Genomic DNA, 20751 nt, shown 5'->3' on the forward strand with positions numbered 1-20751 from the left:
CCAGTACATCGGCGAATGTCCGGTGCTGGTTGCTCAAGGGTGGAACGTTGATTATTCGGCACTGTCGGTCATCTCATGGCTGCGAGTACTGCTCTTCGGGGCGTGGAAAGCTGATCACGAGTGGCGATGGTGCCGGGCACGCTGTTGGGTGTCTGAGGGCACGGCTGTAACAAGCTGCCTTCAGTGCCGACCCCGGTAAAAATCTGCTTCGGTGGGTTGTGACGGGTGGTTGGTCGTTGTTTGAGAACTGCACAGTGGACGCGAGCATCTGTGGCCAAGTTTTTAAGGGCGCACGGTGGATGCCTTGGCACCAGGAACCGATGAAGGACGTGGGAGGCCACGATAGTCCCCGGGGAGTCGTCAACCAGGCTTTGATCCGGGGGTTTCCGAATGGGGAAACCCGGCAGTCGTCATGGGCTGTCACCCTTGCCTGAACACATAGGGCAAGTGGAGGGAACGCGGGGAAGTGAAACATCTCAGTACCCGCAGGAAGAGAAAACAACCGTGATTCCGGGAGTAGTGGCGAGCGAAACCGGATGAGGCCAAACCGTATGCGTGTGAGACCCGGCAGGGGTTGCGTATACGGGGTTGTGGGATCTCTCTTCTGTCGTCTGCCGGCGACAGGACGAGTCAGAAACCGTTGATGTAGGCGAAGGACATGCGAAAGGTCCGGCGTAGAGGGTAAGACCCCCGTAGTCGAAACATCAACGGCTCGTTTGAGAGACACCCAAGTAGCACGGGGCCCGAGAAATCCCGTGTGAATCTGGCGGGACCACCCGCTAAGCCTAAATATTCCCTGGTGACCGATAGCGGATAGTACCGTGAGGGAATGGTGAAAAGTACCGCGGGAGCGGAGTGAAATAGTACCTGAAACCGTGTGCCTACAAGCCGTGGGAGCGTCGCGCATCAAGTTTACTTGGTGCGTCGTGACTGCGTGCCTTTTGAAGAATGAGCCTGCGAGTTTGCGGTGTGTTGCGAGGTTAACCCGTGTGGGGAAGCCGTAGCGAAAGCGAGTCCGAATAGGGCGGTTTAGTAGCGCGCTCAAGACCCGAAGCGGAGTGATCTAGCCATGGGCAGGTTGAAGCGGAGGTAAGACTTCGTGGAGGACCGAACCCACCAGGGTTGAAAACCTGGGGGATGACCTGTGGTTAGGGGTGAAAGGCCAATCAAACTCCGTGATAGCTGGTTCTCCCCGAAATGCATTTAGGTGCAGCGTCGTGTGTTTCTTGCCGGAGGTAGAGCACTGGATAGGCGATGGGCCCTACCGGGTTACTGACCTTAGCCAAACTCCGAATGCCGGTAAGTGAGAGCACGGCAGTGAGACTGTGGGGGATAAGCTCCATGGTCGAGAGGGAAACAGCCCAGAGCATCGACTAAGGCCCCTAAGCGTACGCTAAGTGGGAAAGGATGTGGAGTCGCAGAGACAACCAGGAGGTTGGCTTAGAAGCAGCCACCCTTGAAAGAGTGCGTAATAGCTCACTGGTCTAGTGATTCCGCGCCGACAATGTAGCGGGGCTCAAGCGTACCGCCGAAGTCGTGTCATTCATACAATAGGGCCAACGCCTGTATGGATGGGTAGGGGAGCGTCGTGTGCCGGGTGAAGCCGCAGCGGAAGCTAGTGGTGGACGGTTCACGAGTGAGAATGCAGGCATGAGTAGCGATACACACGTGAGAAACGTGTGCGCCGATTGACTAAGGGTTCCTGGGTCAAGCTGATCTGCCCAGGGTAAGTCGGGACCTAAGGCGAGGCCGACAGGCGTAGTCGATGGATAACCGGTTGATATTCCGGTACCCGCTGTGAAGCGTCAAACATCGAGCATCGTGATGCTAAGGCCGTGAAGCCGTTCCGGACCCTTCGGGGAATGGAAAGTGGTGGAGCCGCCGGCCCAAGCGGTTAGTAGGTGAGTGATGGGGTGACGCAGGAAGGTAGTCCATCCCGGGCGGTGGTTGTCCCGGGGTAAGGGTGTAGGACGTGGTCTAGGCAAATCCGGATCACACATAGTCTGAGACCTGATGCCGAGCCGATTGTGGTGAAGTGGATGATCCTATGCTGTCGAGAAAAGCCTCTAGCGAGTTTCATGGCGGCCCGTACCCTAAACCGACTCAGGTGGTCAGGTAGAGAATACCGAGGCGTTCGGGTGAACTATGGTTAAGGAACTCGGCAAAATGCCCCCGTAACTTCGGGAGAAGGGGGGCCATCACCGGTGAGAGGACTTGCTCCTTGAGCTGGGGGTGGCCGCAGAGACCAGCGAGAAGCGACTGTTTACTAAAAACACAGGTCCGTGCGAAGCCGTAAGGCGATGTATACGGACTGACGCCTGCCCGGTGCTGGAACGTTAAGGGGACCGGTTAGTCCAACTTCGGTTGGGCGAAGCTGAGAACTTAAGCGCCAGTAAACGGCGGTGGTAACTATAACCATCCTAAGGTAGCGAAATTCCTTGTCGGGTAAGTTCCGACCTGCACGAATGGCGTAACGACTTCTCGACTGTCTCAACCATAGGCCCGGTGAAATTGCACTACGAGTAAAGATGCTCGTTTCGCGCAGCAGGACGGAAAGACCCCGGGACCTTTACTACAGTTTGATATTGGTGTTCGGTTCGGCTTGTGTAGGATAGCTGGGAGACTGTGAAGCTTGGACGCCAGTTCAGGTGGAGTCGTCGTTGAAATACCAGTCTGGTCGTGCTGGATGTCTAACCTGGGTCCGTGATCCGGATCAGGGACAGTGTCTGATGGGTAGTTTAACTGGGGCGGTTGCCTCCTAAAGAGTAACGGAGGCGCCCAAAGGTTCCCTCAGCCTGGTTGGCAATCAGGTGTTGAGTGTAAGTGCACAAGGGAGCTTGACTGTGAGACCGACGGGTCGAGCAGGGACGAAAGTCGGGACTAGTGATCCGGCGGTGGCTTGTGGAAGCGCCGTCGCTCAACGGATAAAAGGTACCCCGGGGATAACAGGCTGATCTTCCCCAAGAGTCCATATCGACGGGATGGTTTGGCACCTCGATGTCGGCTCGTCGCATCCTGGGGCTGGAGTCGGTCCCAAGGGTTGGGCTGTTCGCCCATTAAAGCGGTACGCGAGCTGGGTTTAGAACGTCGTGAGACAGTTCGGTCCCTATCCGCTGCGCGCGCAGGAACATTGAGAAGGGCTGTCCCTAGTACGAGAGGACCGGGACGGACGAACCTCTGGTGTGCCAGTTGTTCTGCCAAGGGCATGGCTGGTTGGCTACGTTCGGGAGGGATAACCGCTGAAAGCATCTAAGCGGGAAGCCTGCTTCGAGATGAGTGTTCCCACCCCCTTGAGGGGTTAAGGCTCCCAGTAGACGACTGGGTTGATAGGCCGGATCTGGAAGGCGGGTAACCGCTGGAGGTGACCGGTACTAATAGGCCGAGGGCTTGTCCTCAGTTGCTCGCGTCCACTGTGTTGGTTCTGAAACCACGAACAACCCCATGTCCAGGGCCACTGGGTGTGGTGCGGTTGATGTGTTTCATAGTGTTTCGGTGGTCATAGCGTGAGGGAAACGCCCGGTTACATTCCGAACCCGGAAGCTAAGCCTTACAGCGCCGATGGTACTGCAGGGGGGACCCTGTGGGAGAGTAGGACGCCGCCGAACAAATATTGCGAAAACCCCCGTACCGTTAATTCGGTACGGGGGTTTTCTGCGTTTAAGGGCCTCTGAATTCTGTAAAGGGCTCTGCTTTTTCAAGCAGGGCCTGCTGGATTACAGACGGCCCGCGCTCTTGAGGGCCAGATATGCGTCCGCGAGTGCCGGTGCGAGATCGTCCGGTGTCGCGTCGACGATGGTGACGCCGGCTCGGCGGAGTTTCTCCGCGGTGCGGTCGCGTTCGGTCTGGGCGCGTGCCGCGGCCGCCGCCTCGTAGACCGCTTCTGTGTTCCCACGGGCCGTGCGCATGCGGGCGATGTGCGGGTCTGCCACGGACGCCACCAGAATCGTATGGCGCTGGGTGAGTTGGGCGAGGACGGGGAGCAGGCCCTCTTCGACCGGGGCTGTGTCGAGGCTTGTCAGCAGGACGATCAGGGAGCGGCGGGGGGCCGTGCGGATCGCGGTGGCTGCCAGGCCTCGGGCGTCTGTTTCGACGAGTTCCGGTTCGAGGGTCGCCATCGCGTTGACCAGTGACGGGAGTACGTCACGTGCTGTGCGGCCCTGGACGAGGGCGCGGACCCGGCGGTCGTAGGCGAGGAGGTCCACGCGGTCGCCGGCTCGGGATGCCAGGGCTGCGAGGAGCAGGGCGGCGTCCATGGAGGCGTCGAGGCGGGGGGCGTCGCCGACGCGGCCGGCTGAGGTGCGGCCGGTGTCGAGGACCAGGAGGATGTGGCGGTCGCGTTCCGGGCGCCAGGTGCGTACCGCGACCGTCGTTTGGCGGGCGGTGGCGCGCCAGTCGATGGAGCGGGTGTCGTCGCCGGGGACGTACTCGCGCAGGCTGTCGAATTCAGTGCCTTCGCCGCGGGTCAGCACGCTGGTGCGGCCGTCGAGTTCGCGCAGGCGGGCAAGTTTCGACGGGAGGTGCTTGCGGCTGGTGAACGGGGGCAGGACGCGGACCGCCCAGGGGGCCGTGTGGGTGCCCTGGCGGGTGAGGAGGCCGAGGGGGCCGTAGGAACGGATGGTCACTCGGTCTGCGTGGCGGTCGCCGCGGCGGGTGGGGCGCAGGCGGGTGGTGAGGCGGCGGCGTTCGCCGGGTGGGACCGTCAGGCGGTGGCGGGAGGCGGCGAATTCGGTGCCGGGGAGCCAGCTGCTGGGGGGCCAGGCGTCGCGGATGCGGGCGCGGAGTGGGCGGCCGGACGGGTTGGTGACCGTCAGGGTGACGTCGGCGGATTCGCCCAGGCGTACGGAGGTGTCGCCCGAGCGGGTCAGGCTCAGGCGGCGTACCGGGGCGGCCAGGGCGAAGTCGCAGGCGCAGGCCAGTGCCAGGGGGGCGTTGACGGCCAGGATGCCTGTCCAACCGGGTTCCCAGATGCCTACGGGGAGGGAGCCCAGGGCGGCGAGGAGGGCGGCGCGTCCGGTGAGGGCCATCAGCGGGGGACCGGGACGTGGGCGAGGATCGCGTTGATGACGGAGTCCGCCGTCACGCCCTCCATCTCGGCCTCGGGGCGCAGCTGTACGCGGTGGCGGAGGGTGGGGAGCGCCAGGGCCTTCACGTCGTCCGGGATGACGTAGTCGCGGCCTGTGAGCCACGCCCACGCGCGCGAGGTGGCCAGGAGGGCGGTGGCGCCGCGCGGGGACACGCCGAGGGTGAGGGACGGCGATTCGCGGGTGGCGCGGCAGATGTCGACTACGTAGGCGGTGATTTCGGGGGAGATCGTCGTCTTGGCGACGGCCGCGCGGGCTGCTTCGAGGTCGGCGGGGCCGGCCACGGGGCGTAGGCCGGCGGCGTGCAGGTCGCGTGGGTTGAAGCCCTCGGAGTGGCGAGTGAGGACGTCGATCTCGTCCTGGCGGGAGGGGAGAGGGATCGTCAGTTTGAGGAGGAAGCGGTCGAGTTGGGCCTCGGGGAGGGGGTACGTGCCCTCGTACTCGACAGGGTTCTGGGTCGCGGCGACCAGGAACGGGTCGGGGAGCGGGCGCGGGGTGCCGTCGACCGTGACCTGGCGTTCCTCCATGGCTTCCAGGAGGGACGACTGGGTCTTCGGAGGGGTGCGGTTGATCTCGTCCGCGAGGAGCAGGTTGGTGAAGACCGGGCCGGGCTGGAAGCGGAACTCGGCGGAGCGGGTGTCGTAGACCAGGGAGCCGGTGACGTCGCTCGGCATCAGGTCCGGGGTGAACTGGATGCGCTTGGTGTCGAGTTCGAGCGCGGATGCGAGGGCGCGGACGAGCAACGTTTTGGCGACCCCAGGGACTCCTTCTAGGAGAACGTGTCCGCGGCAGAGGAGGGCGACTACGAGACCGGTCACGGCGGGGTCCTGGCCGACCACGGCTTTGGCGATCTCGGCTCGCAGGGATTCGAGGGAGGCCCGGGCGGTGCCCGCGTCCCCCGTGTACCCGGCGTTGTCAGTGGTCGGGTCCATCATGAACGGCGTACCTCTCTTTCGAGGGCGTCGAGTTGGTCGGCAAGTGCGATGAGGGCCGCGTCGTCGCTGGGCGGCGGGCCGAAGAGGAGGGTGTGCAGGGTCTGTCCGTCGCCGTGGAGGTGGGCGGAGAGCGCGGGGAGCAGGGCTTCGGGCGCGTGCGCCTGGGAGACGGGGACGCCTACGAGGGGGGCGAGGCGAGTGCGGGTGGTGGAGCGCAGGGCGTTGGCCGCGCGGTCGCGGGCGTTGGCCTTGCGGTAGAGGCGGGCGCGGCCTTCGACGGTCTCGGAGGCGCGGATCGCCACGGGGAGTTTTTCGGGCACCAGTGGGCCCAGTCGGCGTGCCCGCCACAGGGCGGCGACGGCTCCGGCGATGAACAGCTGCAGGGTGCCCCAGAGCCAGCCCGAGGGGAGCAGGTCGAAGAAGCTCTGGCTGCCGGAGTCGGTGGCCGTGGTGTCGGACAGCGAGGGGAGGTACCAGACCAGATGGGGGCGGGAGCCGAGGAGTTGGAGGGCGAGCGAGGCGTTGCCCTGCTTGTCGAGGCGCTTGTTGAAGAAGATGTCGGGCGAGCCGATGACGACGGTGTCGCCGCCCCCGGACGCGGCCGGGAGCCGGAGCAGGGTCGGCATGCCGTTGCTGGCGTAGCACTCGTCGGCGTCGGCGGCTGTGGTCGTGTACCTGTAGTCACCGGTTTCCGCGTCGCCCGCGCGCTGGGCGGCGGGCAGGGAGCAGTCGGGGGACAGCAGTGTGTCGAAGCTGGTTCCGGCGTCCGCGGTTACTCCGGGGGCGAGCCGGGGCAGGGACGCGGGACCGGGGGCGACGAGGACCGTACGGCTGTCGGAGTCGGTGAACGCCGAGTGCAGGCCGGACTGTTGGCGCTCGGTCAGCAGGTCGGGGACGGCGACCAGGAGGGTGGTGTCCGGGCCGGCCGCGGCGCGGGCCTGGGCCAGGGTGGTGACCACGCGCGTGGACACGCCCCGGTCGCCGAGGAGTTCGGCGACGGCACGGCTGCCGTAGGGGTCGGCGGAGCGCGGGTCGAGGTCGCCGTGCCGTTCGTCGGAGCGGATCGCGGCGATTGCGACGGCGGCGGCCAGGAGGATCACGAGCGCGAGGAGGATGCCCCGCGCGCGGGTCCACACCTGACGGGCGGTCGGCGAGGCCGAAGTGGCGGGAAGCGTGGCCTCCGAGGTCATTCGGCGGCCCCCTGGCTGGTCTGGTGGGCCGTGCTGTGGGCGCTGCTCGTGAGGACGGGCCTGGTGCGCTCCAGGGTGCGGTCGAGTTCGGCCATGCGGTGGTACGACTGCTCGCTCGCGCCGCGACCGCCGTACGTCACGTCGTCGAAGTGGGCGGCGGCGGCTCGGAGTTCGGCGGTGTGCGAGGGCAGGGCGCGGCCGGCTTCCGCGACGGCTTCGTCGGCTGTGCGGCCGGGGCGGACGTCGAGCAGGGCCCGTTCCTCCAGGGCGCGGACGATGGCACGCATGCGTTCCTGCACGGCCGGGTTCCAGTGTCCCTGGGCGGCGTGTGCCTCGGCGGACGCGCGGTGTTCGGCGGCGCTGCGGGGGCCGTCCTCGAACAGGGCGGCGGCGGAGACGGGTTGGCGGCGCGGGGTGCCGAGGCGCCACCACAGGGCGGCCCCGACCACGAGGACGGCCAGGATGACGACGACCAGGCCGAGCGTGCCGCCGGGTGCCGCCTCCGATGCCCCGCTGAACAGTTTGTCGATCCAGCGCGAGACGGCGTCCAGGGCCCGCTGCACCAGGCTGGGGTCGTTCTCGTGGTACATCTGCTTGGACAGTTCACGCCGGGCCGCCTCCCGCGCGGGGTCGCGCGGGATCGTCACCGGCGGCTCGTCGCCCGAGAGGGCTGATGACCGTACGACTGTGCCGTGGGCGCGCAGCAGTGCCCCCGCGGCCGATTCGACGGCGCGCGGCAGTGCCGTGGGCACCGCTGTGAGAACTCCCCCCGCCAGGCTCACCGCATCAGCTCCCCGGAGTGGGGCCGGGGGCGGCTGTGCCGTAGTCCTGGACGCCGGCCGCGCGGGCCAGGTCGAGGTCGAGGGCCTCGCGGCGGATGCGCTGGTCGATGTACAGGAGCACGGTGACGCCCGCCGTGATCGGGAACGCGATCATGCGGCCGATCACCGAGCCGAGGCCGCTGATGATGAGGAACGTCCAGCCGAGGCCGCCGGTGCCGTCGACGAGGCCGCCGAGGCCGTCGCCGCTGAACAGTCCGGCGATGAAGGCGAACGGGATGACGAGGATGGACGACAGGATGCTCGCGATGATCTGGGCGAGCAGCTGGATGCCGAAGATCCGCCACCAGGAGCCGCGCACCAGCTTCGCGGAGCGGCTCATCGACTTGATGATGCCCTGCTTCTCGAGCATGAGCGCGGGCGAGGCCAGGGAGAAGCGGATCGCCAGCCACAGGGTGACGACGCAGCCCGCGAGGCCACCGAAGACGGCGAGCGCGATGCCTCCGTCCTGCGACCCGGTGACGGCCACGATGATGCCCGGCACGGTGGGGACGCCGATCAGGACGACGGCCATGAGGATCAGCAGGCAGATCAGGCCGAACAGCCTGAGCACCTGGGGGCGGGCGTCGCGCCAGGCCTCTCCGGCGGTGACCGGCTTCCCGAGCACGGCGCGGCTGGTGACCGAGGTGAGCAGGGCGGTGGCGACGACGGTGCCGATGAGGACGACCAGGTAGACGACGCCGGTACTGAGGAAGGCCTCACTCATGGCGCGGGTCACTTCGGAGGCGCTGGCGTTCGGGTCGTCGAGGGCGTTGGTGCTGGCGAGGTCGTTGAAGGCGAAGCCCTGGACGAGGACGACGATGGTCTGCATGACGACGGCGACGGTGAGCGAGATGCCCAGGACCGTGCGCCAGTAGGTGCGCATGGTGGAGACGGCACCGTCGAGGATCTCGCCCACGCCGAGCGGGCGGAGCGGGATCACGCCGGGCTTGGCCGCTGGCGGGGGGCCGCCCCAGCCGGTTCCCCAGCTGCCGGGAGCGCCGTTGCCGCTGGGACCGCCGTACCCTCCGTAGCCGCCGTATCCCCCAGGGCCTCCGGGGCCGGCCGGGCCGCCGGGGTGGCCGCCGCCCCAGCCCGGGCCCGGCGGTGGGGGCGGGGGTGCCTGGCCCTGGCCCGGGGCGCCGGTGGGCGCGGACCACTGGGCGGCCGGCGGCTGCTCCTTGGACCACTGTGGGCCGGGGCCCGACGGGTCGGTGCCCTGCTGGTCCGCGGGCTGTGCGGGGCCGGGGCCGTCGGCAGGCTCGGTGGTACCGGACGCGCCGGGCTCGGGCCCGTCGGGCGGGGCGGATCCGGGCGAGGCCCAGCCCGGAGTGTCGTTCATCGTCGCTCCTTCACGGTGCCCGTCCGCGGGCGCGGCGGCAGGTTGGCAGCCATCGTGCCATGGGGTGGTCGAGCGGTGACCGGCCGCGGTATGGGCTGCACACCTTCAATTGTCCGCCGGATACGGGGCAGACTGACCGCATGGCTGATCAGTACGCGCAATCCGGCGAGGACGGCCGGCCGACCGAGATACCCGCGATCCGTTGGGACGAACCCCCCGAGGGCCCTGTGCTGGTCCTTCTCGACCAGACGAGACTGCCGGCCGAGGAGGTCGAGCTGGTGTGCACCGACGCGTCCGCGCTGGTGGACGCGATCCGCTCGCTTGCGGTGCGCGGGGCGCCGCTGCTCGGCATCGCGGGGGCGTACGGCGTCGCGCTCGCCGCCGCGCGAGGCTTCGACGTGGACGAGGCCGCGATCGCGCTGGCGGGCGCCCGGCCCACCGCGGTGAACCTCTCCGTGGGCGTGCGCAGGGCCCAGGCCGCGCACCGGGCCGCGCTCGCCGAGGGGGGTGGCGCCGAGCGGGCGGCGGAGGCGGCGCTGGCGGCGGCCAGGCGGTTGCACCGGGAGGACGCCGAGGCCAGCGCGCGGATGGCCGCGCACGGGCTGGCCCTGCTGGACGAGCTGCTGCCCGGCGGCGGGCACCGGATTCTGACCCACTGCAACACCGGGGCGCTGGTGTCGGGCGGCGAGGGCACGGCCTTCGCGGTGGCGCTCGCGGCGCACCGGGACGGGCGGCTGAGGCGGCTGTGGGTGGACGAAACGCGTCCGTTGCTGCAAGGTGCTCGCCTGACGGCGTATGAGGCGGCACGCAACGGAATGGCGTACACCTTGCTCACGGACAACGCGGCGGGCTCATTGTTCGCGGCCGGGGAGGTGGACGCGGTACTGATCGGGGCGGACCGGATCGCCGCCGACGGTTCGGTGGCGAACAAGGTGGGGAGCTATCCGCTCGCCGTGCTCGCCCGGTACCACCATGTGCCGTTCATCGTGGTGGCGCCGGTGACGACGGTGGATATGGACACGCCGGACGGGGCGTCCATCGAGGTGGAGCAGCGCCCCGGCTTCGAAGTGACGGAGATCACGTCACCCCAAGTGACGGTGTCGGGAGCGGGAGGCGGGATTCCGGTGGCACCGCTGGGGACTCAGGCGTACAACCCGGCGTTCGACGTGACGCCTCCCGAGCTGGTGACGGCGATCGTCACCGAAGAAGGCGCTGTTTCGCCCGTGACGGCGGAGGCGCTGGCAGAGCTGTGTGACAGGTCACGACAGGTAACGATTTAGTTAATGGGATGATGTCGTTTATGAAGGGACGAGTCCTTGTCGTCGATGACGACACCGCACTGGCCGAGATGCTCGGCATTGTGTTGCGTGGTGAAGGTTTTGAGCCGTCTTTCGTAGCCGACGGCGACAAGGCGCTGGCCGCTTTCCGTGAGAGCAAGCCCGACCTGGTGCTCCTGGACCTGATGCTGCCCGGACGGGACGGCATCGAGGTGTGCCGCCTGATCAGGGCGGAGTCCGGGGTGCCGATCGTGATGCTCACGGCGAAGAGCGACACCGTCGATGTCGTGGTGGGCCTGGAGTCGGGCGCTGACGACTACATCGTGAAGCCGTTCAAGCCGAAGGAGCTGGTCGCCCGGATCCGGGCGCGGCTGCGGAGGTCGGAGGAGCCGGCGCCCGAGCAGCTCGCCATAGGCGATCTGGTCATCGACGTGGCCGGTCACTCCGTGAAGCGGGACGGGCAGTCGATCGCGCTGACGCCGCTGGAGTTCGACCTGCTGGTCGCGCTGGCCCGTAAGCCGTGGCAGGTGTTCACGCGTGAGGTGCTCCTGGAGCAGGTCTGGGGCTACCGGCACGCGGCGGACACCCGGCTGGTGAACGTGCATGTCCAGCGGCTGCGCTCCAAGGTCGAGAAGGACCCGGAGCGGCCGGAGATCGTGGTGACCGTCCGCGGGGTCGGTTACAAGGCGGGACCGAGCTGACATGTCCAGGGACAGTGCCGCTTCGGCGCCCGGGGGGTCCGGGGCCCGCGCGGGGCGGCCTGTCGGCCGGACGGCGGCAGGCTCCCGCTGGGGACGCCTGTGGGAGGGCGTGCTGCTGCAGGGCGGGGTCCAGGGCAGCCCGGTCCTCCGCCTGTTCATGCGCTGGGTGCGCCGGCCGCTGCTGCCGGTCATGCGGCTGTGGCGGCGCAATATCCAGCTCAAGGTCGTCGCCACCACCCTGCTGATGTCCCTGGGCGTCGTCCTGCTGCTGGGCTTCGTCGTCATCGGGCAGGTGCGCAACGGCCTGCTGGACGCCAAGGTGAAGGCCTCGCAGAGCCAGGCCACGGGCGGTTTCGCCGTGGCCAAGCAGCGGGCCGACGAGGCGGGCAGCGGTGCCGCCGCAGACGGTTCCACGACCGACGACGGTTCCTCCCAGAACGTCATCTCCTGGATGAGCGACCTCGTGTCGTCCCTGTCCAGCGGCGGACAGGGCGCCTTCGACGTGGTGACACTGCCCGCCGGCATGGACAGCGGCAGCGGACGCAGCCCGCGCGGCTCCGGGTACGTCGACCCGTCCGCGAGCGTGCCCGAGGACCTGCGCGCGCGGGTCAACGACCGCACGACGGCGGCCCAGAGCTACACCCGCATCATCTACAGCAACGGCAAGGAGTCCCAGCCGGCGCTCGTCGTGGGCAAGCAGGTCAACGACCCGAACGGCGATCCCTACCAGCTGTACTACCTCTTCCCGCTCACCCAGGAGGAGAAGTCGCTCAGCCTGGTCAAGGGGACCCTCGCGACGGCCGGGCTCTTCGTCGTCGTACTCCTGGGGGCCATCGCCTGGCTCGTCGTGCGGCAGGTCGTCACGCCGGTGCGGATGGCCGCCGGGATCGCCGAGCGGCTGTCCGCCGGGCGCCTGCAGGAGCGCATGAAGGTCACCGGTGAGGATGACATCGCGCGGCTCGGCGAGGCCTTCAACAAGATGGCGCAGAACCTCCAGCTGAAGATCCAGCAGCTGGAGGACCTGTCGCGGATGCAGCGGCGGTTCGTGTCCGACGTGTCGCACGAGCTGCGGACGCCGCTGACGACCGTACGGATGGCCGCCGATGTCATCCACGACGCGCGCGTGGACTTCGATCCGATGACCGCGCGGTCGGCCGAACTGCTCGCCGACCAGCTGGACCGGTTCGAGACGCTGCTCGCGGACCTGCTGGAGATCAGCCGCTTCGACGCGGGCGCGGCGGCCCTGGAGGCCGAGCCGATAGACCTCAGAGAGGTCGTACGGCGGGTTCTCAGCGGCGCCGAGCCGCTCGCCGAGCGCAAGGGCACGCAGATACGCGTCGTCGGCGACCAGCAGCCCGTGGTGGCCGAGGCCGATGCCCGGCGGGTGGAGCGGGTGCTGCGCAATCTCGTCGTCAACGCCGTGGAGCACGGCGACGGCAAGGACGTCATAGTCAAGCTCGCCACCGCGGGTGGGGCGGTCGCCATCGCGGTGCGCGACTACGGAGTCGGGCTCAAGCCCGGTGAGGCGACCCGGGTGTTCAGCCGCTTCTGGCGGGCGGACCCGGCACGCGCGCGTACCACCGGTGGTACGGGACTGGGGCTGTCCATCGCCCTGGAGGACGCGCGGCTGCACGGCGGCTGGCTGCAGGCGTGGGGTGAGCCGGGCGGCGGTTCGCAGTTCCGGCTGACGCTGCCGCGGACCGCTGACGAACCGCTACGGGGCTCGCCGATACCCCTGGAGCCCAAGGACTCACGCCGTAATCGTGGACTTAATGACGCCGGTCTGCCGAGCGGGGGCGGTGACAAGCGCGCGACGGTCCCGGTGCAGCCGATGGGTGACCAGGGGACGCCGATACCCTCGCGGACCCCGATCGCCCCCAGGATGCCCGCCACGGCGGACCCGACAGCGCTGCCCGGAAACGGCGCGCGCGTGGTGCCCAGGCCGACTGGCGGCACCCGGCGCCAGGAGGACCTGTCGCCCGCGGATCCGGCCCGGAGCGAGGCCGCGGGCAGCAGGGACCCGGCCGGCGTACCGGAGGACTCGAACAAGCAGGGGGAGGCATCTCGTGGGCGCTGACCGCGCGGGGGGCGCCCGGCGGAGGCCGGCACGCGCGGCGGCGTACGTCGCGATGGGTGTCGTAGTGCTGGCGGGGTGTGCCTCGATGCCCGACAGCGGGGATCTCCGGGGGGTCGAGTCGACGCCCCGACAGGACACCCAGGTGCGCGTTTTCGCGATGCCGCCCCGGGAGGACGCGTCGCAGGGGGAGATCGTGCAGGGCTTCCTGGAGGCGTTGACCAGCGACGATCCGAACTACAAGACGGCGCGCATGTACCTGTCCGCGAAGGCCGCGCGGGACTGGCAGCCGGAGCTGTCCACCACGGTGCTCGCCGACGGGCCGAGCACGGAGCCCGTACGTCCCCCGGTCGGCCGGGAGGACACCGGCACCTTCACGTACACCCTGACCGGCGACCGGGTCGCCACGGTGGACTCCCAGCAGGCGTACGCGCCGGCGGACGGGCAGTACAGCAAGGCCGTACACCTGACGAAGGACGCGAAGAGCGGCCAGTGGCGTATCGACGACCTGCCGCAGGGCGTCGTCATGGGCGAGTCGGACTTCCAGCGCAACTACATGTCGGTCGACAAGTACTACTTCGCGTCGAACACGTCGGCCGGGACGAGCTCGCAGCCGATCGCGGTCGCCGACCCCGTGTTCGTACGGCGGCGGGTGGACCCGATGACGCAGATGGTGCGGTCGCTCCTGGGCGGGCCCACCAGTTGGCTCGGGCCCGTGGTCAGATCGAGCTTCCCCACGGGGACGGCGCTGCGGAAGGGCGTCACCTCGTTGACGCCCGACGACCAGAACAAGCTGACCGTCCCGTTGAACCAGAAGGCCTCGCGGGTCGGGCCGGCCCGGTGCGACGAGATGGCCACGCAGATCCTCTTCACGCTCCGGACCATGACGCCCACGGTCGACAAGGTCGAGCTGCAGGCCGCCGACGGCGCGCAGTTGTGCATCTACAACGAGAGCAACGCGGACACCCTCGCGGCACACGGTGCCGTGAACCGGCCCGCGTACCTGTACTTCCTCGACGACAAGCACCGCGTGGTACGGATGTCCAGCGCCGGCATGCGCGCCGATCCGGTGCCGGGCGCGCTGGGCGAGGGCGAGACGCAGCTGCGGTCGGTGGCGGTGTCGCGCGACGAGGAGACCGGAGCCGGCGTCGGCCTCGACGGGAAGTCGCTCTACGTCGGGTCGATGGTGTCCGGTGCCTCGCTCGGGGACCCCGTGCTGACCAGCCAGGGCAAGACGGAGGCCGACCGGCTGACGGCCCCCAGCTGGGACGCGCAGGGCGACCTCTGGGTGGCCGACCGGGACCCGAAGAAGCCCCGGCTGCTCCTGCTGCAGAAGGGCGCGGGGCAGCCGATAGCGGTGGAGATGCCGGGTCTTGACGGCCGTATCGAGTCGGTGCGGGTGGCTGCCGACGGGGTGCGGATCGCGCTCGTCGTGGAGAAGAACGGCAAGCGGTCCCTGCTCGTCGGGCGGATCCAGCGGAGCGGGGCGGCGGGGGAGACTCCGGTGATCTCGGTCCTCGAACTGCGGTCCGTCACCCCGGACCTGGAGGAGATCACGGCCATGTCGTGGGCCGGGGACAGCCGGCTCGTGGTGGTGGGGCGCGAGCACGAGGGCGTGGTGCAGATGCGGTACGTCCAGGTCGACGGCTCCACGCCGGAGGGCCCGGCGCCTGCGGCCCTGACCGGGGTGAAGGAGATCGCCGCGTCCGAGGACGACAAGCTGCCGCTGGTGGCCTACTCGGAGGACGGGATCGTGCGGCTGTCCAGCGGGGCGCAGTGGCAGAAGGTCGTCAAGACGGGGTCGGCGCCGGTCTATCCGGGGTGACGGGTCGACGCCTTGACGCGTCGGGCATCGACGCGTCGAGGTATTGAGGTGGCGGACTGAAAGCGGCCGTCTCCGGTCGGGCTGAGGCCCGGTGGAGGCGGCCGTTCGCGTGTTCCGGGATGGCCTCGCACTCGTGTGGGTGATGGCTGTTGACGGTTGCGCGGAGTTGTCCACAGGCCGTTGTCCACAGGGGTGGCCGGTCGGCCGGGGCGTTGGCACAGTGGTGGGCATGCGGGGCTGGTGGCGGGACCTCACGGATCTGGTGCTGCCGGCCGAGTGCGGAGGCTGCGGCAGGCCTCGCACGGTGCTCTGCCCGGAGTGCCGTGCCGCCCTGAACGGGGTCGCACCGAGCCGGGTACGACCGATGCCCGAGCCGATGGGGCTGCCGGCGACGTATGCGGCGGCTCCCTACGCGGACGAGGTGCGGGCGGCGCTCCTCGCCCACAAGGAACGGGGTGCGCTGGGCCTTGCGGGGGCATTGGGCGCGGCTCTGGCGGGGGCTGTGCGGGTGGGACTCGGGGAGTGCGGAGTGGTGGAGGGTTATGGGGGCGTGGCGGGGCGGGACGCGGGCTTGCTGGGGATGGACGGGGGTGTGGCAGGGCTGGGCGGGGGCTTGACGCAGGTAGGTGGGGGGCTGAGGGAGGAGGCCGACGGGGGCGATTGGGCGCGGGGCGTGGCAGAACGGGCGGGGCGGGATGCGGGAGATCCTGGCTCTGGTGGGCGGGTCGCGTGGTCGGGGGTGGCCGGGTCTGGCACGGGAGAGGTGGGACAGGCGGCGGCAGGGGCTGCGGGGTCTGGTGCAGGGCTTGGCGCGGCGCCGAGTGGATGGGATCAGGCAGCTCAGATACAGGGCGGGCAGGGTCAGGTACGACAGCCGCAGGCACGACAGGCCCACGCTGCGGAAGCCGCGCAGGCTCGGGCAGGACATCGACAGGCTCACGTTGGGCAAGTCCAGGTGGGGATGCGCCAGGCTCAGTTCGGGCAAGTTCAGGCGGGGCTTCACCGGCCGCAAGCCGGGTGGCACGTGGATGCCGGTCGTGGTCCGTCCCGGAGCCACGGGCACGGTCAGGCGCCGGTGCTGCTCGTCCCCGTGCCGTCTGCGCGTAGCACCGTGCGGGCTCGGGGGCATGATCCAGCGCGGCGGATCGCGCTCGCGGCGGCGGGGGAGTTGCGGCGGAGCGGGACGCCGGCCCGGGTGGTGGCCGTGTTGCGGCAGCGGCGGTGGGTGGCCGATCAGTCGGGGCTCAACTCCCGGCAGCGGCTGGACAATCTCGCCGGTGCGCTGGAGGTGGTCGCGGGCGGTGCCAGGTTGCTCGCGAGCGGTCCGGTCGTGCTCGTCGACGACCTGATGACGACCGGGGCCTCCTTGAGGGAGGCGGCGCGTGCCGTGCGGGAGGCGATCGCGGGTGGCGGAGAAGTTGGCGCGACTGCTGCTGTGTATGCGCGTGCGTCCAGGGAAGGCAGAGAGGAACAGATCGACAGATCAAACGGCAGACCAATGGAGAACGGGAGGGACATGGCACTCAGTGCACCGGGAATCGTGAGTGTGAACGGCCCCGCTGACCTGATCTGCGCCGCGGTGATCGCGGCGTCGCCAGATTCCTTCGAAATAAACCGGAACTGACTGCGAACTTGCGTCGTTGCAGGTAATGACAGGGGCAATTCACCTGAACGGAGGTACACCGCGGTAGAGGGTGACGACATCCGTCCGGGCGAGATATGTTCGGTTGTGAGAGAAAGGCGCAGGCCGCACCTCTCCTATCCGAATGCCGTGCTGCGGGTTTTCTGCAATCACCCGCGGCCATGGGGTGGAGATCTTGCCCATGGGGGAGGAGGAGGTGGAAGTCACCGAGTCCGAGGGTCCGGGGTGACCGGAGCCTGGTGCGAAAGGGAGACGCTCCGCAGCGAAGCGGAGCGATCCGGGAACGGAGTTCTGCGTGGACATCGTCGTCAAGGGCCGCAAGACCGAGGTGCCCGAGCGGTTCCGCAAGCACGTGGCCGAGAAGCTGAAGCTGGAGAAGATCCAGAAGCTCGACGGCAAGGTGATCAGCCTCGACGTGGAGGTGTCCAAGGAGCCGAACCCCCGACAGGCCGACCGCTGTGACCGAGTGGAGATCACGCTCCGCTCCCGCGGTCCGGTGATCCGGGCGGAGGCATCGGCCAACGATCCGTACGCGGCGCTCGACCTCGCGGCGGAGAAGCTGGACGCCCGGCTGCGCAAGCAGCACGACAAGCGCAACACGCGACGCGGCGCCCGCCGGCTCACCGCCGCCGAGGTCCCCGACCACGTCCCGGGCGCCGCGACGCTCAACGGCAACGGCCACGCCGTCCCGGACGAGCAGTCGGACGGTGTGCCCACCAAGAAGATCGGCTCGCTGGAGGTCAAGGGCGAAGGCCCCCTGGTCGTCCGCGAGAAGACCCACGTCGCCTCTCCGATGTCCCTCGACCAGGCGCTCTACGAGATGGAACTGGTCGGACACGACTTCTACCTGTTCGTCGACTCCGAGACCAAGGAACCGAGCGTCGTCTACCGACGGCACGCCTACGACTACGGCGTCATCCACCTCAGCACGGACCCGATGGTCACGCAGGCGCAACCGCCGGCGGCCGGCGGCACGCTGGGCGGCTGACCCACCCGGCAGACAGCTGAGCCGGTGCCCCTGGAGCGCGTGTGCGCCCCCAGGGGCACCGGTGTGCGACCACTTCGCGCCCCGCTCCGTGACCGCACTGTCGTCCGGGCATGGAATCATGGCCGTACAGGCCCAACCGGTGGGCCGCTGCCTTGGGTTGGCGATGGCACAGGACCACAGGCCACAGCCTTCAGGGGGAGGAACGATGGCGGACAGCTTCGGACCGATGCATGTCGGGGATGCCGACGGCGGCGTCGTCGGCATGGGCCCGGAAGCGGACTCGACACGCAAGGAACCGATCAGAGTCCTTGTCGTGGACGACCACGCCCTCTTCCGCCGCGGCCTGGAGATCGTGCTGGCGGCCGAGGAGGACATCCAGGTCGTCGGCGAGGCCGGTGACGGCGCCGAGGCCGTGGACAAGGCCGCCGATCTGCTGCCGGACATCGTCCTGATGGACGTACGGATGCCGAAGCGGGGCGGGATCGAAGCGTGCACCTCCATCAAGGAGGTGGCACCCAGCGCGAAGATCATCATGCTCACGATCAGCGACGAAGAGGCCGATCTCTACGAGGCGATCAAGGCGGGCGCGACGGGTTATCTCCTCAAGGAGATCTCGACCGACGAAGTGGCCACCGCCATTCGCGCCGTGGCCGACGGACAGTCGCAGATCAGCCCCTCCATGGCGTCGAAACTCCTCACCGAGTTCAAGTCGATGATCCAGCGCACCGACGAGCGACGCCTGGTGCCCGCGCCCCGGCTCACCGACCGTGAGCTGGAGGTTCTCAAACTCGTCGCCACCGGAATGAACAACCGTGATATCGCCAAGCAGTTGTTCATCTCCGAGAACACCGTGAAGAACCATGTGCGCAACATCCTGGAGAAGCTGCAGCTGCACTCCAGGATGGAGGCGGTCGTCTACGCGATGCGGGAGAAGATCCTCGAGATCCGCTGACCCGCACCGCCTCGCCCCTCATCTTTCACGCCAGGAGACGGACGAGTTCCCTGGCGAGGGGTGCGCGCAGCTCGGGGGCGTCCACCCGCTCCACGCGTACGTCCGTGCAGTCCACCCAGCTCGCGGCCTCGACCAGGGCCTGGGCGACGGACGGGACGGCCTTCACGCCGTCCAGGGTGACCTGCTTCGCCACCAGGGTGCGGCCCTCGCGCGCGGGGTCGACGCGACCGACCAGCCGGCCCCCCGCAAGCACCGGCATCGCGAAGTAGCCGTGGATCCGCTTCGGCTTGGGGACGTAGGCCTCCAGGCGGTGGGTGAAGCCGAAGATGCGCTCCGTGCGGGCCCGCTCCCAGATCAGGGAGTCGAACGGGGACAGGAGTGTGGTGCGGTGGCGGCCGCGCACGGGTGTCTCCAGGGCCGCCGGGTCCGCCCAGGCGGGCTTGCCCCAGCCTTCGACCGTGACCGGGACCAGGCCCGAGTCGGCGATCACTGCGTCGACCTGCTCGCCCTTGAGGCGGTGGTAGTCGGCGATGTCCGTGCGCGTGCCGACGCCCAGGGAGGCGCCCGCCAGGTTGACCAGGCGGCGGAGGCACTCCGTGTCATCCAGCTCGTCGTGCAGCAACGCTGGCGGGATCGCGCGCTCGGCGAGGTCGTACACCCGCTTCCAGCCTCGGCGCTCCACGCACACCACCTCGCCGTACATGAGCGCGCGCTCGACGGCGACCTTGGCGCCGGACCAGTCCCACCACTCGCTGGTGCGCTTGGCGCCGCCCAACTCCGTTGACGTCAGCGGGCCTTCGGTTTGGAGCTGCTTGATGACCTGGTCGTAGGTGCCGTCGGGGAGGTCGTGGTTCCAGTGCGGGCGGCTGCGGTAGGCGCGGCGGCGGAAGGCGAAGTGGGGCCACTCCTCCACGGGGAGGATGCAGGCGGCGTGGGACCAGTACTCGAAGGCGTGTGTCTCCGTCCAGTACGCGTCCTCGACCGTTTTGCGGGGGACGGCGCCGAGGCGGGCGTACGGGATGAGTTCGTGGGAGCGGGCGAGGACCGAGATGGTGTCGAGCTGGACCGCGCCGAGATGGCGGAGCACCCCGCGCACGCCCCCGCGGCGGTCGGGGGCGCCGAGGAAACCCTGGGCGCGCAGGGCGATGCGGCGGGCGTCGGCTGCCGACAGGTCGGTCGTGGGGCGCGGGGCACTCGTCATGTCTCCGCACGATAGAGGGTGGCACTGACAACGCGGGCTGAGCTGGGGATTCGTCCCGCTACGGATGCCCTACGGCTGAGTGGGCAGGTATGGCGCCGTCGACGGCAGGCCCAGGTCCGACGGGAGCAGGGAGCCCACCCAGCAGTCCCGTCGTACGCCCTTGTTGTTGATCGCGGAGCGGAGCGTGCCCTCGATGGTGAAACCGGCGTGTTCGGCCACCGCGCGGGAGCCCTTGTTGCCGACCTCCGCGCGCCATTCCACACGGTCGACCGACAGGCGGGTGAAGGCCCAGCGGGAGACGGCGACGGTGGCCTCGGTGATGTAGCCGTTGCCGCGGTGCTCCTTGGTGGCCCAGAAGCCGACCTCGCCGACGCCCAGGGAGCGCATCGTGATCGCGAGCATGCCCACCAACTCCCCTTCGGGGAGTTCGGGGAGAAAGACACCGAAGGTGAACATCGAACCGTTCTCCCAGCCCTCCGGGACCAGTTGTTCGGTGAAACTCTGCGCGTGCTCCAGGAGGTAGGGCGAGGGGATCGTCGTCCAGCGCTGGATCTCGGGGTCCTGGGCGGCGGAATACACGACGTCGGTGTCCCGCGGGCCGACGGCGCGCAGGAGGAGACGGTCGGTCGTGAGCGTGACGGGTTCCATCGGCCGATTCTGCTCGGGGGCGCACAAGGACGCCATACTTTTGCGCTGCGTGAGCGGGTGATCACAATTCGCGCAAT

Annotated in this window: 14 protein-coding genes and 2 rRNA genes; 9 read left to right on the plus strand and 7 right to left on the minus strand. The window is 68.7% G+C overall.

What is annotated here, in order from left to right; genetic code table 11:
- The first annotated feature begins 272 nt into the window (after positions 1-272).
- Positions 273-3395: ribosomal RNA gene (locus tag OG504_RS32045) — 23S ribosomal RNA — on the plus strand.
- Between the two features lie 93 nt (positions 3396-3488).
- Positions 3489-3605, plus strand: a 5S ribosomal RNA gene (gene rrf / locus OG504_RS32050).
- 108 nt (positions 3606-3713) lie between these two features.
- On the opposite strand, the gene OG504_RS32055 is transcribed toward rrf, so the two are convergent.
- From OG504_RS32055 to OG504_RS32075, 5 genes are read right to left on the minus strand one after another with little or no spacing between them, the layout of a single operon-like run.
- On the minus strand, positions 3714-5024 hold the full coding sequence (locus OG504_RS32055) for a DUF58 domain-containing protein (protein WP_405992911.1): 1311 nt from the start codon (positions 5022-5024) through the stop codon (positions 3714-3716).
- Positions 5024-6013, minus strand: coding sequence for a MoxR family ATPase (locus tag OG504_RS32060; RefSeq protein ID WP_019065410.1), 990 nt, complete (start codon positions 6011-6013; stop codon positions 5024-5026). The genes OG504_RS32055 and OG504_RS32060 overlap by 1 nt, the downstream gene beginning before the upstream one ends.
- Positions 6013-7206 (minus strand): DUF4350 domain-containing protein, encoded by a 1194-nt coding sequence (locus OG504_RS32065; protein ID WP_405992912.1) that lies wholly within the window; start codon positions 7204-7206, stop codon positions 6013-6015. The genes OG504_RS32060 and OG504_RS32065 overlap by 1 nt, the downstream gene beginning before the upstream one ends.
- Positions 7203-7988: a DUF4129 domain-containing protein gene (locus tag OG504_RS32070; RefSeq protein ID WP_405992913.1), complete on the minus strand. Its 786-nt coding sequence runs from the start codon at positions 7986-7988 to the stop codon at positions 7203-7205. The genes OG504_RS32065 and OG504_RS32070 overlap by 4 nt, the downstream gene beginning before the upstream one ends.
- Positions 7989-7992: 4 nt before the next feature.
- Positions 7993-9366 carry a hypothetical protein gene (locus OG504_RS32075; RefSeq protein ID WP_405992914.1) on the minus strand — a complete coding sequence of 458 codons (1374 nt, stop codon included), beginning with the start codon at positions 9364-9366 and terminating at the stop codon, positions 7993-7995.
- A 140-nt stretch (positions 9367-9506) separates the two neighbouring features.
- On the opposite strand from OG504_RS32075, the gene mtnA reads away from it, so the two are divergent.
- The 7 genes from mtnA to OG504_RS32110 all read left to right on the plus strand — a co-directional run bounded on the left by mtnA (position 9507) and on the right by OG504_RS32110 (position 18825).
- Positions 9507-10646: an S-methyl-5-thioribose-1-phosphate isomerase gene (gene mtnA, locus OG504_RS32080; protein WP_405992915.1), complete on the plus strand. Its 1140-nt coding sequence runs from the start codon at positions 9507-9509 to the stop codon at positions 10644-10646.
- Between the two features lie 8 nt (positions 10647-10654).
- Positions 10655-11344, plus strand: a complete 690-nt coding sequence (mtrA, locus tag OG504_RS32085; protein ID WP_187284748.1) for a two-component system response regulator MtrA — start codon at positions 10655-10657, stop codon at positions 11342-11344.
- A 1-nt stretch (position 11345) separates the two neighbouring features.
- The gene (mtrB, locus tag OG504_RS32090; RefSeq protein WP_405992916.1) at positions 11346-13421 is read left to right on the plus strand and encodes an MtrAB system histidine kinase MtrB; all 2076 of its coding nucleotides are present in this window, start codon (positions 11346-11348) and stop codon (positions 13419-13421) included.
- Positions 13411-15243: an LpqB family beta-propeller domain-containing protein gene (locus OG504_RS32095; protein ID WP_405992917.1), complete on the plus strand. Its 1833-nt coding sequence runs from the start codon at positions 13411-13413 to the stop codon at positions 15241-15243. The genes mtrB and OG504_RS32095 overlap by 11 nt, the downstream gene beginning before the upstream one ends.
- A gap of 1225 nt (positions 15244-16468) precedes the next feature.
- Positions 16469-16867: a ComF family protein gene (locus OG504_RS32100; RefSeq protein ID WP_405992918.1), complete on the plus strand. Its 399-nt coding sequence runs from the start codon at positions 16469-16471 to the stop codon at positions 16865-16867.
- Between the two features lie 313 nt (positions 16868-17180).
- Positions 17181-17873: a ribosome hibernation-promoting factor, HPF/YfiA family gene (hpf, locus tag OG504_RS32105; protein ID WP_019056767.1), complete on the plus strand. Its 693-nt coding sequence runs from the start codon at positions 17181-17183 to the stop codon at positions 17871-17873.
- Between the two features lie 205 nt (positions 17874-18078).
- Positions 18079-18825 (plus strand): response regulator, encoded by a 747-nt coding sequence (locus OG504_RS32110; protein WP_405992919.1) that lies wholly within the window; start codon positions 18079-18081, stop codon positions 18823-18825.
- 25 nt (positions 18826-18850) lie between these two features.
- Here OG504_RS32110 and OG504_RS32115 read toward each other — a convergent pair whose 3' ends face one another.
- Positions 18851-20026, minus strand: coding sequence for a winged helix-turn-helix domain-containing protein (locus OG504_RS32115; protein ID WP_405992920.1), 1176 nt, complete (start codon positions 20024-20026; stop codon positions 18851-18853).
- A 69-nt stretch (positions 20027-20095) separates the two neighbouring features.
- Entirely contained in the window at positions 20096-20674 is a 579-nt protein-coding gene (locus tag OG504_RS32120) for a GNAT family N-acetyltransferase (protein ID WP_405992921.1), read from the minus strand.
- Positions 20675-20751 lie beyond the last annotated feature (77 nt).

This window comes from Streptomyces sp. NBC_00986 (genome assembly GCF_045162565.1).
In the GTDB taxonomy this organism is placed as follows: domain Bacteria; phylum Actinomycetota; class Actinomycetes; order Streptomycetales; family Streptomycetaceae; genus Streptomyces.

Bases quoted from the DNA above. Each gene is read 5' to 3' on its own strand.
- OG504_RS32065 (WP_405992912.1), bottom strand. From the start codon at position 7,206: ATGACCTCGGAGGCCACGCTTCCCGCCACTTCGGCCTCGCCGACCGCC.
- OG504_RS32120 (WP_405992921.1), bottom strand. From the start codon at position 20,674: ATGGAACCCGTCACGCTCACGACCGACCGTCTCCTCCTGCGCGCCGTC.
- OG504_RS32110 (WP_405992919.1), top strand. From the start codon at position 18,079: ATGGCGGACAGCTTCGGACCGATGCATGTCGGGGATGCCGACGGCGGC.
- OG504_RS32060 (WP_019065410.1), bottom strand. From the start codon at position 6,013: ATGGACCCGACCACTGACAACGCCGGGTACACGGGGGACGCGGGCACC.
- OG504_RS32115 (WP_405992920.1), bottom strand. From the start codon at position 20,026: ATGACGAGTGCCCCGCGCCCCACGACCGACCTGTCGGCAGCCGACGCC.
- OG504_RS32075 (WP_405992914.1), bottom strand. From the start codon at position 9,366: ATGAACGACACTCCGGGCTGGGCCTCGCCCGGATCCGCCCCGCCCGAC.
- mtrB (WP_405992916.1), top strand. From the start codon at position 11,346: ATGTCCAGGGACAGTGCCGCTTCGGCGCCCGGGGGGTCCGGGGCCCGC.
- OG504_RS32055 (WP_405992911.1), bottom strand. From the start codon at position 5,024: ATGGCCCTCACCGGACGCGCCGCCCTCCTCGCCGCCCTGGGCTCCCTC.
- mtrA (WP_187284748.1), top strand. From the start codon at position 10,655: ATGATGTCGTTTATGAAGGGACGAGTCCTTGTCGTCGATGACGACACC.
- mtnA (WP_405992915.1), top strand. From the start codon at position 9,507: ATGGCTGATCAGTACGCGCAATCCGGCGAGGACGGCCGGCCGACCGAG.